Source organism: Mesorhizobium sp. CNPSo 4684 (genome assembly GCF_057784315.1).
Map to the genome: position 1 here is coordinate 12,718 of NZ_JBWLUX010000012.1, position 14,673 is coordinate 27,390.

The window sequence follows — 14,673 nt, forward strand, 5'->3', positions numbered from 1 at the left end:
CAATTTGAATCGCCTCGGCGGCGATTTCATGAGGCGGATGGAAGCGTCAAGCTCGATGCCCGTCCGGCCTCAATTTCTCTGTTAGCCAACAGCAAGGCGAAAGAGGCTCACATGATCATTACCAAAATTGCCCGGCGGTTTCCCCCGGCAAGCGAGCGCCCGACTTCGTGCTGCCTGAAGTGATTGGGAGCGGGTGGTGGGTCTATCGCGCCGAATTGCAGAGCCGCTCAGCATATCCAGAGCGGCATTAAAGGACCGGGTCGGGTGGAAAGCGGAAGGTCGGTCCGAACGCGCCGGCGTTCGCCTTCGCCGATACCGGTCATTCACGGCCGCGCAGCCCTAGCGCCCGGTTATGCACTCGCCCAGGCGCCTCCGGCAGCGTCGCACCCATCCAACACCATCCCAAATTTATCAAGTATCGCCCGCGCCGTCGGAACCGCTCACACCGGCACGCAGCCCCGGGCGAATGTTTTGGTTATGGTGGAAGACGTTGTCGGGGTCGTACGAGGACTTCACGTCAGCCAGCCGGTCAAAGACGGAGTCGCCGTACGCCTCGCGGACCCGGCCCGGGTCTTCGTCGCCGCCGAGGAAATTGACGTAGACGCCTTCGCGGAAGGGGCCAAGGGCGGCGAGGAACCCCCTCGTCCAAGCTGTCTCTCGGTCGCCGAAGTCCTCGCCGGGCCGCCACGCAGCGTGGACGATGATCGCGTGCGACGCTTGCCGGTTCCCGAACGCCGTCGCGCCCTCGGCCACTCGGCTCACCGCCCCCTTCAGATGGAACATTGCCACATACGACCGCGGCGACGAGCAGGAGAACGCGTGCCCGGCAATCATGTCGATGAGGTCGTCACGGAGCGCGGGGAGGTGGGTGGCCTTCCAGTAGTAGTTCCAACCGTGGAGGACGGTCGAGTCGAGCGCGCTCTGGAATACCACGTATGGCTTGGGCCCGGCCAGATCGAGGAGGGGAGTCCGAAATGCGCGGAGCGGGCGGAGCGACTTCTCACCGTCCTCGATCGGCCCGGCGTAGCACGCGCCCACCATCACCACCGGGCGCCAGTGCAGTTCCTTGGGGATGACCGATAGAGGCGGCACGGTGCAGAATTTTACGATCGTGCCGAGCTCGTCGGGAGCGTCGCGGATGAAGTCGCGGTAGAAACGGAGGACCTCCCCGGCGTCGCTCGCGTCCCAGAGGATGGGTCCAGCCAGAACGGTGGGGCCGACGGGATGGAGGCGGAACTCGAACGAGGTGACCACCCCGAAGTTGCCGCCGCCGCCGCGCAACGCCCAGAACAGGTCGGGGTGCTCGTCCTCGGACGCCCGCAGCCGCTCGCCGTCGGCCTTCACGACGTCGGCAGCGAGGAGGTTGTCGACCGCGAGGCCATGCTTGCGCATCAGCCAGCCGATGCCACCGCCGAGGGTGAGCCCGGCGACTCCGGTATGGCTCACGATTCCGCCGGTGGTGGCCAGGCCGTGCGCCTGTGTTTCGCGGTCGACGTCGCCCCACAGCGCGCCACCCTGCACCCACGCCCTGCGGCCGGCGGGATCGACCCGCACGCCCCGCATCGCCGAGAGGTCGATGACGATCCCGTCGTCGCAAACGGCGGTGCCCGCCACGCCGTGGCCTCCGCCCCGTATGGCGATCTCCAGATCGTGGTCGCGAGCGAAACGCACGGCCGCGACTACGTCGGCGGTCCCGATGCATCGGGCGATCAGATGCGGGCGCCGGTCAATGGCGCCGTTCCAGATTGCACGGGCGACATCGTAGTCGGCGTGGCTGGCATTGATCAGCCGGCCTCGAAACCCGTCGATTTCCACGACGGTTGGCTGCATGCTCCCGTGGTCGGCTTCTGCGTACGTTGTTGTCGTCATAGGTGTCGTCATCGTGTCCTCCTCTCGTCGAGAGAGGCCACATCGGACCACGGCGGGCCGCTGCCGTATAGTCAACAATCTGGACTCCACAATCGGAGGCGGATGCGCAACACTGCTGTTGTGAGGACGTCTGTCATGAGGACATACGGCCAGTACTGCCCCATCGCTCGCGGCGCCGAGATCTTCGCCGAGCGCTGGACACCGCTGATCATCCGCAACCTGCATCTTGGCTGCGGAAACTTCGGCGAGATCCTCGAGGGCGCGCCCGGACTCTCCCGTACGCTGCTCTCAGAGCGGCTCAAGCAGCTCGAACGGCTCGGTGTCGTCGAGTCGGCACCCAAGCCGGACGGGCGCGGGCGCCACTACGAGCTCACTTCGGCGGGCCACGAGCTCTTCACGGTCTGCCAGTCGCTCGGCGAGTGGGGTGCGCATTGGCTCGAGATCGCCCCCCAGCACCTAGACCCCTTTGTGGCCCTGTGGTCCATGAGCAACGCGCTCCGCCGGGACCGGCTCCCGGATCGACGTGTTGTCATCCGCTTCGACTTCACCGGCCGCCCACACCGGGAGCGCTATTGGCTACTCATCGAGCTCGGAGACACCGAGATCTGCAAGACTTACCCTGGCTTCGACGAGGACCTCTACATCACGGCGGAAGCCGAAGCTTTCGTCAAATGGCACGCCGGCCAGCTCAGTTGGTCCCAAGCCACCCGCGAGGACCGCATCCAGCTCGACGGCGACCTGTTGCTCGCAAGAGCCTTCCCGACCTGGAACGCCCGCAGCATGTTCGCCCACATCATGCCGGTCTCTCGCACCGCCACGCGTCACGCAGGTTGACATTCCGGATGCGGCATCCCGATGCGGCACCGCACCGCCGGCGTGTGACGTGAACAACTCCCATATCTCACATGCTATCCGGAATGGAAAACCGCCGGATTGCCGATCGAATCACTCGCCTGAAATTCACATAGTTCGACGCACTGATGCCGGGAGCGGGCGTATTACCAAGGTCCAAGACATCCAGTGTTTTGCCATTGGCTCGACGATTGCGAATGACAGCATCGGGTCCATTCAAGCCGCTGCGTGAAGGGCAGCTTTTGAGAAGCACCATGAATGTAGCGAAATGGCGCAACTTGCCGGTTCCTATCGACGACAGGGAACGGCGGAGTTCCACCCTGAGCGGGCTTACGACCCCGGTACCAAGCATCAGATTTTGACCACTAGTGCGTCCGCAACTCGAACTTGATCAGGACTTGCATAAGCTGCCTGTCTGTCTCGTCACTTTCGCCATTTCCAGGTGACATCGGTGAGCGTTGCGAACTGGCTTAGCAATACCGTCTGAGCGGCAAGCGATGCGAGATTCCTCTGCTTGATAAGCGCTGACTAACAGGTTGTGTGCAATCTTTGAGGGGATGCAGAAGCCCTTGAGGCCTGCGAAGTCGGAGCCTGTCAGTGATCATGATGCACGGTGCCCAACCTCGGCAATTCTGAAGTGTCCGCATCAAGCATTTGTTGTCAGCAGACCGTGCGCGCGGTCTGAAATAAAGGACTCGAACGCTGCACCAGTACCGCCCGCAGCACTTGAAACCATGCCCGGGTCTTCCATGTAATACGCAATAGCGCACAACTTTCCGAATGAGGAAGCGCCGGCAGATGAGTCTGCTCCCCACCAGCAATTCAACAGAGCATCTCCGTGCCGACCATCGTTGGCCGGCAGCGTTAACAACAGAGCGTTTTCCTCTTCGTTGTCAGACGAAGGGAGATACACAATGGCAAAGGTCGTTTGCGTCCTCTATGACGATCCGGTCGACGGTTATCCGACAAAATATGCGCGGGACGGCCTGCCAAAGCTCGATCGCTATCCCGGCGGCTAGACACTTCCCACGCCGAAGGCCATCGACTTTGAACCGGGGATCCTGCTCGGCAGCGTGTCCGGCGAACTGGGTCTCCGGAAATTTCTCGAAAGCGCGGGCCACAGCCTGGTGGTCACCTCAGACAAAGACGGCCCCGCCAGCATTTTTGAACGCGAACTCGTTGACGCCGAAATCGTGATCTCGCAGCCGTTCTGGCCGGCATATCTGACCGAAGAACGAATAGCCAAGGCAAGCAGACTGAAGCTTGCGATCACCGCCGGCATCGGATCCGACCATGTCGATCTTCAGGCCGCCATGGACCGCGGCATCACGGTCGCCGAGGTGACTTACTGCAATTCGATCAGCGTGTCCGAGCATGTGGTCATGATGATCCTGGGGCTCGTGCGCAACTACATCCCGTCCTACCAGTGGGTCGTGAAAGGCGGCTGGAATATCGCCGACTGCGTCGCACGCGCCTACGATATCGAGGGAATGCAGATCGGAACCGTCGGTGCCGGCCGGATCGGCAGCGCGGTGTTGCGCCGGCTGAAGCCGTTCGACGTCAAGTTGCACTACACCGATCGCCACCGCCTGCCTGAGGCGGTCGAGAAAGAACTTGGCGTCACCTTCCACCACGACCCCGCATCCATGGTCGGTGTCTGCGACGTGGTGACGATCAATGCGCCTCTGCATCCGGAGACGGAAAACCTCTTTGACGAGACGATGATCGCCAGGATGAAACGCGGCGCCTATCTGGTGAACACGGCGCGCGGCAAGATCTGCAATCGTGACGCCATCGCCCGCGCGCTGGAGAGTGGCCAACTCGCTGGCTATGCCGGCGACGTCTGGTTCCCGCAGCCGGCTCCCAAGGATCATCCGTGGCGATCGATGCCGCATCACGGCATGACGCCGCACATTTCAGGATCGTCGCTCTCCGCCCAGGCGCGCTACGCCGCGGGCACCCGCGAAATTCTCGAATGCTGGTTCGAAGGCCGGCCGATCCGTGAGGAGTATCTGATCGTCGATGGCGGCAAGCTCGCCGGCGCTGGCGCGCATTCCTACAGCGCCGGCGACGCCACCCGCGGTTCGGAAGAGGCAGCACGCTTCAAGGCCAGGAGTGATCCGAGCTAGATCGATTTCCGCTACGCTCGACTCCGACGGGAAGAAGACAAGGGTGACTTGGGGGGGCAGATCAACATGGGTCCTGCTGCCAAGGTTGATGAAAAGACCAAGGCCGAACTCAAGAAAAATTGGGCGATGATGCTGGCCGGTTCGACAAAGTCCGCTAACGAAGATTGATGTGTCCGTGCCTCTGATTAGCGTTAACACGCTAGGGCGGAGCGGTTGGACAGGACTCATCCCAACCGGAACAAGTCAGCTTCCGCGCATGCATTCTCGAATTTCGTTGGCTGACAAGTCTTCCCGATGTGTCGCGATCTGCCATCTATTCCCCCACGGATCCTGCATCATCGCTCGTCGGTCGCCATAAGGCGCGTCCTTAGGTTCCTCAATCGACTCTCCGCCGCACCGATTGCACGCCGGTATGCAAACGGTGAAGGAAGTCCCCAGGCCGCCCCTTTCGAAGGTGCGTAGAGCCGCCTGCAGTGGAGAGCGGACCTTGGCGACGATCGGCGTGGGGATGCTCCCATCAGCGAAATGAACGTGAGATACATAAGGGATTACTGAAATGCGCAGGACGCTCTTTGCCGCCGCTATCGGCCTGATAGCCCTCTCCAACGAATCTGTCTTCGCCGCACCGGCCGATTATAAAGATCCTCTGGACTCGTCGACCCTGGCGATCATCAGGTCGCAGTTCACCAAGGTCATGGAGCTGGCTAATCGGCATGATATAGACGCTCTGCACGAGATGTTCTGGCAATCGCCGTCAGCCCTTATTGTCGCAAAGAGCGCGAATCCGTCATCAGAAGGGAACTGGGCAGGCTTTTGGGGCAACGAGGCAATCGATCAAAAACTCCGCGCCATCGCTGCATCCGGGCCGGTCGTGCTTCAGCCGGACTTTTCAAGGCTCAAAGTTGTTGGCCTCACGCATGACGTCGCGGAATCATATGCGCCGATAACCATTACCGTTTCATATGCGGGTCAGGACGGCACGCCGAAGCCATTTCTGATGATCATGAACTGGATAATGGTCGCGAAAGACTGGAAGATCGCCTCCGAAGTTATCCTGCCGGTTCCACCGGCGCCTGCCGTGAAGGAGTGACCGGCGATGATGAACAGACGAACCTTTTCTGCCACCCTGGCTGCCGGCGCAGCCGCTTCGCTGGTTGCCACCCGCGGCATGGCCACAATCCCCGTCTCGACGAACGCACGCAACATCGTCCTCGTGCATGGGCTATTCGCCGACGGCTCATGCTGGTCTGAGGTAATCGCGCGCTTGCAGGCGGCAGGGCTTAACGCCACTTCCGTGCAAAATCCCCTGACGACGCTACCTGAAGCTGTCGCGTCAGCACAGCGCGTGCTGGATCGGCAGGACGGCCCGACCGTGCTTGTCGGGCATTCCTTCTCCGGAATGATCGTCACGGAAGCCGGCGTTCATCCGAACGTCTCGGCTCTTGTCTATGTGGCGGCGCGGGCGCCGGATGCGGGTGAGGACTACACGGCCTTGGCGAAGACGTTTCCGACGCCCCCGGCCTCCGCCGGAATCGTCTTCGACGGTGATGAGGGGCGTCTCAGCGAAACGGCGTTCCTGCGTGATTTCGCGGGCGATCTGCCGGAAGCGAAGACCAAGGTCCTCTATGCTGTCCAGCAGCCGTTCCAAAAGGCCCTGCTGACGGGAAAGACCACGCACGCGGCCTGGCGGTCGAAGCCGAGTTTCTATGCCGTTTCGACGGAAGATCGGACGATCAATCCCGATCTCGAACGCTTCATGGCCAAGCGCATGGGTGCCAAGACTATCGAAGTCAAGGCTAGTCATCTCTCACTGATCTCTCATCCGGACGAGATAACCCAGCTCATTCTGGAAGCCGCCGGACAAACCAGGTAACCGGAGCGCCAATTCGGCGATCGTTAATTGCCGAAAGCCTCGATCGCGCTATTCAGCGGGCCATCAGCCAGGTCGTGGACCGCGAAAGATGCGGGCGGCATCACTTGACCAATCTCATGCCATTCTCTATATAATTGAGCATCCACTCACTCAATATCGTTAGACTGAAATATGGCGCGTCCCCTCAGTGAAGAAAAGCGACAGGCACTGCTCGATGCAGCGGCCGAGTTCGTTGCCAACCTGGGCACAGCCGCGTCCACGGCCAAGATAGCAAAGGCTGCTGGCGTGTCTGAGGGAACGCTGTTCACTTACTTTCCAACCAAGGACGATCTGCTCAACCAGCTATTTCTCGAGATCGAGACCGACCTCACAGAGACGATGCTGGCGCCATATCCCGCGGACGACTCCGCCAAAGTGCGGCTATTCGCGGTTTGGAACCGTCTGATTGACTGGGGACTGGCTCACGCTACGGCGCGCAAGGCCCTTCGCCAGTTGAAGGTGTCGGATCGCGTGACGGCGGAAAGCCGGAACCGGTGCCACGCCATGCAGCGGGATGCACGGACGATGGTGGAAGAGTGTCTCGCCGGCCATGCCGCGCCTGGCCGGATCGCCTTCTATATCGATACAATTCTCTTCGACTTGGCCGACATCAGCATCAACGCGGTCGCAGCCAAACCTCAGCAAAGTGACGCCATCCGGCAGGCCGGGTTCGACCTGTTCTGGAAGGGGTCCGCCGCCTGAGTTTTAACTGATAAATGAGCATGTAAGCACTCACATATAAGGATCGAAAATGTCGAATAGTAAGGGTTTTACCGAAGCCGACGTCCCCCAACAGACGGGAAAAAGCTTCATCGTCACCGGCGCCAACGCCGGGGTCGGGTTCGAAATCGCGCGGGTGCTTGCCGCCAGGGGCGGGCGCGTCCTGCTTGGCTGCCGCGAGCAGACCAGGGCGCAGGATGCCATCGCGCGGATCAAGGGGATCACGCCGAATGCCGATCTCGTCTGGTTGCCACTGGATCTCGGTGATCTGGACAGCGTTCGCACCGCAGCCGAGATCGCCGCGAAGGAGCCACGGATCGATGCACTCATCAACAATGCCGGGATCATGAACCCGCCTCTGACGCGCACGAAGCAGGGGTTCGAATCGCAGTTCGGCATCAATCATCTCGGCGTGTTCGCGCTCACCTCGCTGCTCCTGCCGAAGCTGGCGGAGACTCCGGGAGCGCGGGTGGTCGTGACCTCGAGCGTCGCGCATCTAAAGGCCAAGATCGACTGGGATGACGTCAACGCCGACAAGAGCTACGTCAAGACCGAGCGCTACGGCGCCAGCAAGCTGGCGAACGCGCTGTTCTTCTTCGAACTGGATCGTCGCCTGCGCGCGGCGAAGTCACCCGTCACAGCAATCGGCGTCCATCCTGGCGTCGCCGCCACAAGTCTTGGCCGTCACATGGGGCTGATCCAGATCGTTGGCCCAATCGTCGGCCTGTTGCTCAATAGCGCCGACAAGGGCGCGTGGCCGGCACTTCTGGCTGCGACCGGCAAGGTGAAGCCCGGAGGCTATTACGGTCCCGCCGGCTTCGGCGGAATCCGCGGTGTAGCCGGCGAAGCAAAGCGCGCGCCGCATGCCGAAGATCCCGCGCTCGCGAAGCGGCTCTGGGACGTCTCCATCGCCATGACCGGCATCGATCCAGGCTTGCCGGCTGCCTGACCTCACTTACCAACGCTGCGAAGCCGTGGCTTTCCGCTGGTAGGGGAGCGGCGAACTAGCATTCTCCATCTCCGATCTGGCAAGTCCGATCTGCGACTATGCACCTGATGAAGTAAAGTTCTTTCAAAGGGGGGAGAGGCCTATAGCGTAGAACGGCGTGCGAAAAGGCGAGTATTTCTTTGCGCTGCATGTCGGTCATTCCGGCCGACTTGACCACCAACCTTTTTTGACTCGCCGCCCCGGTCGAGCAGTGTGCACACAAAGCCGCAGCTGGGCCCTTCAGGTCCCGATGTCGGCGACGACCATTCCCGAGACGGGATCGGTCACGCCGAGATCCTCCAGCATGTCGCGCATGGTGTCCAACAGACCGATCATCTGCGGCCGCGCCGAGGCGAGACTGTCCATGTCGTTCCATTCACCGACAACGCAGAAGGTTCGGTCACCGGTCTGGATGAGCGCGGCTTTACGGAAGCCCTTGACGTCGAGGCTCGCCTTCTTGTGGGCTTCGATGAAGGCCTGTTCCTTGCCGGGTTTGGTGCGGAACCGGACGACGTTGTATGCAGCCATGTCTTCCTCCGAGATAGCGATTTAGCCGGGCTTATGGGCGCGCTTCGAGCACCATGTTGAACGGCGTCTCGGTGGCGCGGCGGAACCGCTTGAACCCACCGCCCGTCACCACCTTGCGCAGCCTTGCCTCGCCCGCCTGAGCGCCGAGGCCGAGCCCAACCTCCTGCGACAGCGAGGCAGGCGTGCAGATGAAGGTCGAGGCGGCGTAGTAGATGCGGCCGACCGGATTGAGGTTCGCTGAAAGCTTGTCATGAGCGAAGGGTTCGACGATCATCCAGGTGCCGTCCGGCTTCAGCGCCTTGTGCACATGCCTGGCAGCACCTTCAGGATCGCCCATGTCGTGCAGGCAGTCGAAGAAGGCGACGAGATCGTAGGTGCCTGGGAAGTCCTTGGCCGCCGCCACTTCGAAGCGCGTGTTGCCGGCGACGCCGGCCTCCTTGGCTGCGGCGCGCGCCCGTTCGATCGACGGGGCATGATAGTCGAACCCGGTGAAGCGCGAATTCGGGAATGCCTTGGCCATGAGCACGGTAGATGCGCCGTGGCCGCAGCCGACGTCGGCGACGTCCATGCCGCGCTCCAGCTTCTCGGACACGCCATCGAGCGCCGGCAGCCAGGAGCCGATCAGATTGGCGTTGTAGCCGGGCCGGAAGAACCGTTCCGTGCCGCGAAACAGGCAGGCGCTGTGATCATGCCAGCCCAGGCCCTTGCCGGAGCGAAAGGCCTGCCGCACCTTTTCTTCGTCAAGCCATAGCGTCGAGACGACCTCGAACGCGCCGGCCATAAAGGCGGGGCTGTCCTCGTCGACGAAGACCTGTTCCTGCTCGGGGCTGAGGTAGAAGCTGTCGCTGGCCTCGTCATATTCGACATAGCCGGCGGCCGCCTGTGCCGAAAGCCATTCGCGGACCAGCCGCTCCTGCGTGCCGGTTCTTGCGGCAAGCTGCCCGGCGGTCATCTTGCCGCCCTCGCTCATTGCCGCGAACAGCCCGAGCCTGTCGCCCAACAACACCGCCGCCCCAGTGGTGATGGCACCGAGATCGCCGACCATCTTTCCAAGCAGCGCCTCCAGCTTTTCCTGGTCGGGCTGCTTGTCCTTGTTTCGCTCCAGCATCGGCTTTTCCTCCGGCTCGATCCCAAACATCGGCCCAAGGCTGCACGCCTGATCCCGCCGCCGGGATGGTCTCGCCATGGACAGGGGAGAAAGTTTACCTAAGGATAGAACCCGCCGATAATGCCGAGTTCTGATTGCGGCGATGCATGCCGGGCATCAGCGGGGATGTGTCATGGAAATGCACGAAATTCGTTATTTTCTGGCCGCCTGCCAGACGCTCAACTTTCGTCAGGCGGCGGACCTCGTGCATATCACTCAGCCTGCGCTCACCCGCGCCATACAGAAGCTGGAAGCTGAACTCGGTGGCCTGCTCTTCCATCGTGACAAGAGCCATGTCCAGCTAAGCGATTTCGGCCGGCTGATGCGAAGCCACCTCGATGAGATAGCGCAGCGCTCGGAGCATGCCAAACGAACCGCCAGAAGCTTCCTGTCGCTTGAGACCGCGCCGGTGACGCTGGGCGTGATGTGCACCATCGGCCCGCTGCGCTTTATCGGTTTCCTCAACGCGTTTCGCGAGCGCTTTCCGGGCATCGAGGTGACCGTGATAGAGGGCGCCGCCGACCACCTCACCGATCTTCTGCTCAAAGGCAAACTCGACATTGCGCTGCTGGCGCGGCCCGAGCCGTTCGACCACCGGCTGAAAGCCGAGCCGGTCTACATGGAACGCTTCGGGCTCGCCTTCTCGACCGGGCATCGTTTCGAGACGCGCAACACGCTGCAGCTCGCCGACGTGCGCAGCGAGCCCTATCTCGAGCGCATCAACTGCGAATACGGGAGCCATATCGACGAGCTCTGCCAAAACCTCGGCTTCGAGATAAAGAGTGCCTACCGCAGCGAACGCGAGGACTGGATTCTGGCCATGGTCGCGGCCGGCATGGGGGTGTGCTTCATCGCCGAATTTTCGGCCAGCCAGCCGGGCGTCTGCCACCGGCTGGTTGTCGATCCCGAGATCGTGCGCGAAGTATCGCTGGTCTCAGTCGCCGACCGTCTACCCTCGCCCGCCATCTCCGCCTTCGCCAAGGCGGTGATGGAGTATGACTGGCACATACCGATGACGGCGGAATCAACTGGCCTTTAGGTCCGCCGTTCCGCCTTCGGCGCCAGTCAAACGGGGACCATACGATCACATCTTCGTGTCGATGTAACTGACGGCAATGTTCGGCGAAGCCACGAATGGGGCAACTGTGCCCCCCAAAAAATGGGAGTATTCAGAATGCATTCGTTCAAGATCTTTGTTGTCGCCAGCATCGCCGCCCTTTGCGCCTCGCAGGCATTCGCCGAGGATACGATGGGCACGATGTCCATGATGAAGGGTGGGCAAGTGACGGCAATCATGCCGGACGGGCATATGGGTACCATGATGCCTGATCCCAAAATGAGCGCCGAAATGATGAAAATGGCCAAGCCGCTCAAGCATTGCATGATGATGATGACCGACGCCAAGGGCAAAACCTACATGATCGATACGTCGACCAAGAAGGCCCAGGCTGAGTGCGAAAAAATGGCGATGTGAGCAGCCCTCGCGCACAATCAACGCTTCCATCCCGCCGGCACACGCGCCGGCGGGGTGCCACCTATCCTCCGCCATCGAGCGCGTGTCACTGCGCTGGTTACTGATCCTCACCAATCATAGCCACTGGCTCGCAAGATTGATCGGCTCGGTGGGTGTGCTAGACCCGGGTCTATTACCAAGGATCCGGCATGGCACGCATATCGCGACGACATCCGATGCTGCGGCGCTCACAGGCAATGTGGGTTTCGCGACGTGTCTGGCAGCCACGCATTGTCTTTTGGGCCGGCGCCATTTCGATCGGACTGATCAGCGTGCTGTTCGCCGTGCTTGCCGACCAAGCGCAGGCGCTGTTCCTTACTGTCATCGGCAGCGGTAGCGGCTGGCGCTCTTACCTGCCGCTGGTGGTGACGCCGCTCGGTTTCGTTCTCTGCGCCTGGCTTGCGCATTCGTTCTTTCCAGGCTCGCAGGGCAGCGGCATTCCGCAGGCTATCGCCGCGCGTCACCTGCGCGATGACGACGACCGCGGCCATATCCTGTCGCTGCGGCTGGTGGTGGGCAAGATCGCGCTCACCGTAGTCGGTCTTGCCTGCGGGGCATCGATTGGCCGCGAGGGACCGACAGTGCAGGTCGGCGCCTCGCTGATGCTGCAGGTCGCGCGCTGGGGTGGCATGGCGCAGGCGCGCGGCCTGATCCTGGCCGGGTCAGCGGCCGGCATAGCGGCTGCCTTCAACACACCACTTGCCGGCATTGTCTTCGCTATTGAGGAGATGGGCCGCGCCTATGAATCTCGCACCAAAGGACTGGTATTAACGGCGGTGATCCTCGCAGGACTCGCCTCGTTGGGCCTGGTCGGAAATTACACTTACTTCGGCATCGCCAAAGAAACAGTGTCCTTTGAGCGCGACTGGCTGCTGGTGCTTGCCTGCGGCATTATCGGAGGCGGCGTCGGCGCGCTGTTTTCGCTGCTGGCGCTGGGAGCGATGCGCCGCATCCGGCGCTGGAACGCTTTGCAGCCGCTCTGGCGCACAGTGGTTGTGGCAAGTACTTGCGGGCTGGCGGTGGCCGCAATCGGGATCGCCTCGAATGGCCTCACCTTCGGCACCGGCTATGCGCAGGCGCGCGGAGCCATCGAAGGCGCGCCGCTGCCCGCGTTCTTCTTTGTCGAGAAATTCGTGGCAGGCCTGCTTTCGATGATTTCGGGCATCCCGGGCGGTATCTTCGCGCCGTCGCTGGCCGTGGGGGCCGGCCTTGGCAGCACGCTTGGCCTCATCCTCGGCGCGGCCACCGGCACCGCTGCGCTGCTCGGCATGGCCGGCTATTTTGCCGGCGTTGTGCAGGCTCCGATGACGGCCTTCGTCATCATCCTCGAAATGACCGGCAACCACGACAATGTCATTGCGCTGATGTGCGCATCGATGCTGGGCTATGGGACAGCGCGATTGATTTCGAACGAGCCGCTCTACCACGCGCTATCTCGCCTGTTCATCGCCGAGGCGATCCGGCGCAGAAGAACCAGAAATATTGAAACACCCAAGGCCGCTTAAAGCGCAGTCTGACCAGCAAGCTCAAACTTAAGTGAGGACAAGGCGCATGGCGCAACGTCTGCTTGCCGGCATTCCGTGCTCGACCTCTCGGCGTAGCACCTGGCGAAGCCGCTCGCCGGCCTGCGCATCATCCAGCACCCGAAAGCCCAGCTTCTGGTAAAATGGTGCGTTCCAGATCACGTCCCGGAACGTCGTCAGGGAAAGAGCGACAAGGCGGCGACGCCTCGCATCCGCAATGGCTTCTTCTAGCAAGCCGCGTCCGATACCTAAGCGTTGTTGATCAAGGCGCACGGCAAGTTCCCAGATGTGCAACGTGCCATCCTGAACCTCCGCGCTCAGAAATGCGACCGGCGGGTCGTCGAGCTTGGCCGCGACCCAGCACGTACCCTTGGCGATGAGTTCACGGTGACGCTCCACGGTTTGGTTATCGTCATCGGCAATCCAGGCAAGCGCCTTGATTCCGCGGTAAGCTTCACCCGCCGACTGTTCGATATCGGGCAGTGCTTCCGCGTCAGCGTCTTGCGCAATTCGGATGGTGGTCATTGGGTGCAGTCGGATCTCCAAGTATTTTGCAGAGAATGACGTTGGAGTGTCCGTCGGGCCAATCCGCAAGCTCAGCTACGCGCACGAAGCCGGATTTTTCATACATTCCAGGCGCTTGAAAATCATGGCTCTGCACCCAAATCCGCCGAACGCCTCGAGCTTCGGCCTCGGCCTTGAAGGCGTTCAACAACGCTCGCGCATAGCCACGTCCCCTATACGCCTCATCGATCCACATCTGTTTGAGTTCGGAAGTGCCTGCCCAGGAAAATCCTGCTGCAACACCGACGATGCGTCCAACCGCATCGCGGATCACAAAGCCAAGTCCCTGAGCGTCATCGCGCCCTACCGCCTTTCGGTTGAAGGCGTAGATACTGTCTTCGATGGCGTCGATTTCACATGCAGAAAGATCGTGCTGAGGTTGGGTAAGGGTAGTCATCTCGAGCGTTCCATCCCCTTGGGCCGAAACAAGATCGTCTCAAGCGACAAACGGCCGGGACCGCCTACTGCGAGCGTTGCCAGACCGGCCAGGTAAAGCAGAATGATTTCGTAGCCGACCGGCCCGAACCGGATTCCTGTGGCTGTCACTTCGGCCAACTTCACTGAGAAGAATCCATATTGGGAATGGACTGCAAACAATGCAGTCAAAAGCACGATCGCCATCGGCACGGTAACGAGCGGAATGAAAGCGCCCGCCAGCACGGCACCGCCGCCGACAAGTTCAACCAGCGTTGTCAACCATGCTAACGCTTGAGGCTCTGGGATTCCCAGTGTCTGAAGCACGACGCCAAAGCTTCCTGGCCCTCTGCTGAGTTTGGCATAGCCATGGGCAAGGAAGCCAAAGCCCACGATCAACCTTATCGGCAACGGCGCCCATGCGCTGGCAAAACTTGACGGGTAGAGTGACGTTTTTGAGAGAAGTCGACTGAAAGACATGCTGGCGAACTTTCTTGTGGATCCGGTGCGCGAG

The 14,673-nt window shown here is 61.5% G+C and carries 14 protein-coding genes and 1 pseudogene; 9 read left to right on the forward strand and 6 right to left on the reverse strand.

Annotated elements, in window-relative coordinates; all coding sequences use genetic code 11:
* Window positions 1-411: 411 nt before the first annotated feature.
* Window positions 412-1,881 carry an FAD-binding oxidoreductase gene (locus AC04SG_RS12615; RefSeq protein ID WP_488551287.1) on the reverse strand — a complete coding sequence of 490 codons (1,470 nt, stop codon included), beginning with the start codon at window positions 1,879-1,881 and terminating at the stop codon, window positions 412-414.
* A 123-nt stretch (window positions 1,882-2,004) separates the two neighbouring features.
* On the opposite strand from AC04SG_RS12615, the gene AC04SG_RS12620 reads away from it, so the two are divergent.
* From AC04SG_RS12620 to AC04SG_RS12645, 6 genes and pseudogenes are all read left to right on the forward strand, one after another.
* The gene (locus tag AC04SG_RS12620; RefSeq protein ID WP_488551288.1) at window positions 2,005-2,703 is read left to right on the forward strand and encodes a winged helix-turn-helix transcriptional regulator; all 699 of its coding nucleotides are present in this window, start codon (window positions 2,005-2,007) and stop codon (window positions 2,701-2,703) included.
* A gap of 932 nt (window positions 2,704-3,635) precedes the next feature.
* Window positions 3,636-4,850, forward strand: a pseudogene (locus tag AC04SG_RS12625) (NAD-dependent formate dehydrogenase).
* A 556-nt stretch (window positions 4,851-5,406) separates the two neighbouring features.
* The gene (locus AC04SG_RS12630; protein WP_488551289.1) at window positions 5,407-5,940 is read left to right on the forward strand and encodes a hypothetical protein; all 534 of its coding nucleotides are present in this window, start codon (window positions 5,407-5,409) and stop codon (window positions 5,938-5,940) included.
* 6 nt (window positions 5,941-5,946) lie between these two features.
* Window positions 5,947-6,723 (forward strand): alpha/beta fold hydrolase, encoded by a 777-nt coding sequence (locus tag AC04SG_RS12635; protein WP_488551290.1) that lies wholly within the window; start codon window positions 5,947-5,949, stop codon window positions 6,721-6,723.
* 171 nt (window positions 6,724-6,894) lie between these two features.
* On the forward strand, window positions 6,895-7,464 hold the full coding sequence (locus AC04SG_RS12640) for a TetR/AcrR family transcriptional regulator (protein ID WP_488551291.1): 570 nt from the start codon (window positions 6,895-6,897) through the stop codon (window positions 7,462-7,464).
* Between the two features lie 49 nt (window positions 7,465-7,513).
* A complete protein-coding gene (locus AC04SG_RS12645; protein WP_488551292.1) occupies window positions 7,514-8,431 on the forward strand; it encodes an oxidoreductase in 918 nt (305 codons plus the stop codon).
* A gap of 279 nt (window positions 8,432-8,710) precedes the next feature.
* On the opposite strand, the gene AC04SG_RS12650 is transcribed toward AC04SG_RS12645, so the two are convergent.
* Together AC04SG_RS12650 and AC04SG_RS12655 are read right to left on the reverse strand one after the other, a co-directional pair.
* On the reverse strand, window positions 8,711-8,998 hold the full coding sequence (locus tag AC04SG_RS12650) for a putative quinol monooxygenase (RefSeq protein ID WP_488551293.1): 288 nt from the start codon (window positions 8,996-8,998) through the stop codon (window positions 8,711-8,713).
* 31 nt (window positions 8,999-9,029) lie between these two features.
* Window positions 9,030-10,106 (reverse strand): class I SAM-dependent methyltransferase, encoded by a 1,077-nt coding sequence (locus tag AC04SG_RS12655; protein WP_488551294.1) that lies wholly within the window; start codon window positions 10,104-10,106, stop codon window positions 9,030-9,032.
* Between the two features lie 172 nt (window positions 10,107-10,278).
* Between AC04SG_RS12655 and AC04SG_RS12660 the strand changes: the two genes are divergently transcribed.
* The 3 genes from AC04SG_RS12660 (at window position 10,279) to AC04SG_RS12670 (ending at window position 13,163) form a co-directional block, all read left to right on the forward strand.
* On the forward strand, window positions 10,279-11,184 hold the full coding sequence (locus AC04SG_RS12660; RefSeq protein WP_488551295.1) for a LysR family transcriptional regulator: 906 nt from the start codon (window positions 10,279-10,281) through the stop codon (window positions 11,182-11,184).
* Between the two features lie 135 nt (window positions 11,185-11,319).
* Window positions 11,320-11,619, forward strand: coding sequence for a hypothetical protein (locus AC04SG_RS12665; RefSeq protein ID WP_488551296.1), 300 nt, complete (start codon window positions 11,320-11,322; stop codon window positions 11,617-11,619).
* Window positions 11,620-11,807: 188 nt separating this feature from the next.
* Entirely contained in the window at window positions 11,808-13,163 is a 1,356-nt protein-coding gene (locus AC04SG_RS12670) for a chloride channel protein (protein ID WP_488551297.1), read from the forward strand.
* A gap of 27 nt (window positions 13,164-13,190) precedes the next feature.
* Here AC04SG_RS12670 and AC04SG_RS12675 read toward each other — a convergent pair whose 3' ends face one another.
* Genes AC04SG_RS12675 through AC04SG_RS12685 form a run of 3 tightly spaced genes read right to left on the reverse strand, consistent with a single transcriptional unit; the run spans window position 13,191 to window position 14,639 of the window.
* Entirely contained in the window at window positions 13,191-13,706 is a 516-nt protein-coding gene (locus tag AC04SG_RS12675; RefSeq protein WP_488551298.1) for a GNAT family N-acetyltransferase, read from the reverse strand.
* Window positions 13,675-14,142: a GNAT family N-acetyltransferase gene (locus tag AC04SG_RS12680; RefSeq protein ID WP_488551299.1), complete on the reverse strand. Its 468-nt coding sequence runs from the start codon at window positions 14,140-14,142 to the stop codon at window positions 13,675-13,677. The genes AC04SG_RS12675 and AC04SG_RS12680 overlap by 32 nt, the downstream gene beginning before the upstream one ends.
* Window positions 14,139-14,639, reverse strand: a complete 501-nt coding sequence (locus tag AC04SG_RS12685; RefSeq protein ID WP_488551300.1) for a DoxX family protein — start codon at window positions 14,637-14,639, stop codon at window positions 14,139-14,141. The genes AC04SG_RS12680 and AC04SG_RS12685 overlap by 4 nt, the downstream gene beginning before the upstream one ends.
* Window positions 14,640-14,673: the final 34 nt, after the last annotated feature.

Excerpts from the sequence above, each read along its gene's own strand:
- AC04SG_RS12615 (WP_488551287.1), bottom strand. The coding sequence starts at position 1,881 with ATGACGACACCTATGACGACAACAACGTACGCAGAAGCCGACCACGGG.
- AC04SG_RS12620 (WP_488551288.1), top strand. The coding sequence starts at position 2,005 with ATGAGGACATACGGCCAGTACTGCCCCATCGCTCGCGGCGCCGAGATC.
- AC04SG_RS12630 (WP_488551289.1), top strand. The coding sequence starts at position 5,407 with ATGCGCAGGACGCTCTTTGCCGCCGCTATCGGCCTGATAGCCCTCTCC.
- AC04SG_RS12635 (WP_488551290.1), top strand. The coding sequence starts at position 5,947 with ATGATGAACAGACGAACCTTTTCTGCCACCCTGGCTGCCGGCGCAGCC.
- AC04SG_RS12640 (WP_488551291.1), top strand. The coding sequence starts at position 6,895 with ATGGCGCGTCCCCTCAGTGAAGAAAAGCGACAGGCACTGCTCGATGCA.
- AC04SG_RS12645 (WP_488551292.1), top strand. The coding sequence starts at position 7,514 with ATGTCGAATAGTAAGGGTTTTACCGAAGCCGACGTCCCCCAACAGACG.
- AC04SG_RS12650 (WP_488551293.1), bottom strand. The coding sequence starts at position 8,998 with ATGGCTGCATACAACGTCGTCCGGTTCCGCACCAAACCCGGCAAGGAA.
- AC04SG_RS12655 (WP_488551294.1), bottom strand. The coding sequence starts at position 10,106 with ATGCTGGAGCGAAACAAGGACAAGCAGCCCGACCAGGAAAAGCTGGAG.
- AC04SG_RS12660 (WP_488551295.1), top strand. The coding sequence starts at position 10,279 with ATGGAAATGCACGAAATTCGTTATTTTCTGGCCGCCTGCCAGACGCTC.
- AC04SG_RS12665 (WP_488551296.1), top strand. The coding sequence starts at position 11,320 with ATGCATTCGTTCAAGATCTTTGTTGTCGCCAGCATCGCCGCCCTTTGC.
- AC04SG_RS12670 (WP_488551297.1), top strand. The coding sequence starts at position 11,808 with ATGGCACGCATATCGCGACGACATCCGATGCTGCGGCGCTCACAGGCA.
- AC04SG_RS12675 (WP_488551298.1), bottom strand. The coding sequence starts at position 13,706 with ATGACCACCATCCGAATTGCGCAAGACGCTGACGCGGAAGCACTGCCC.
- AC04SG_RS12680 (WP_488551299.1), bottom strand. The coding sequence starts at position 14,142 with ATGACTACCCTTACCCAACCTCAGCACGATCTTTCTGCATGTGAAATC.
- AC04SG_RS12685 (WP_488551300.1), bottom strand. The coding sequence starts at position 14,639 with ATGTCTTTCAGTCGACTTCTCTCAAAAACGTCACTCTACCCGTCAAGT.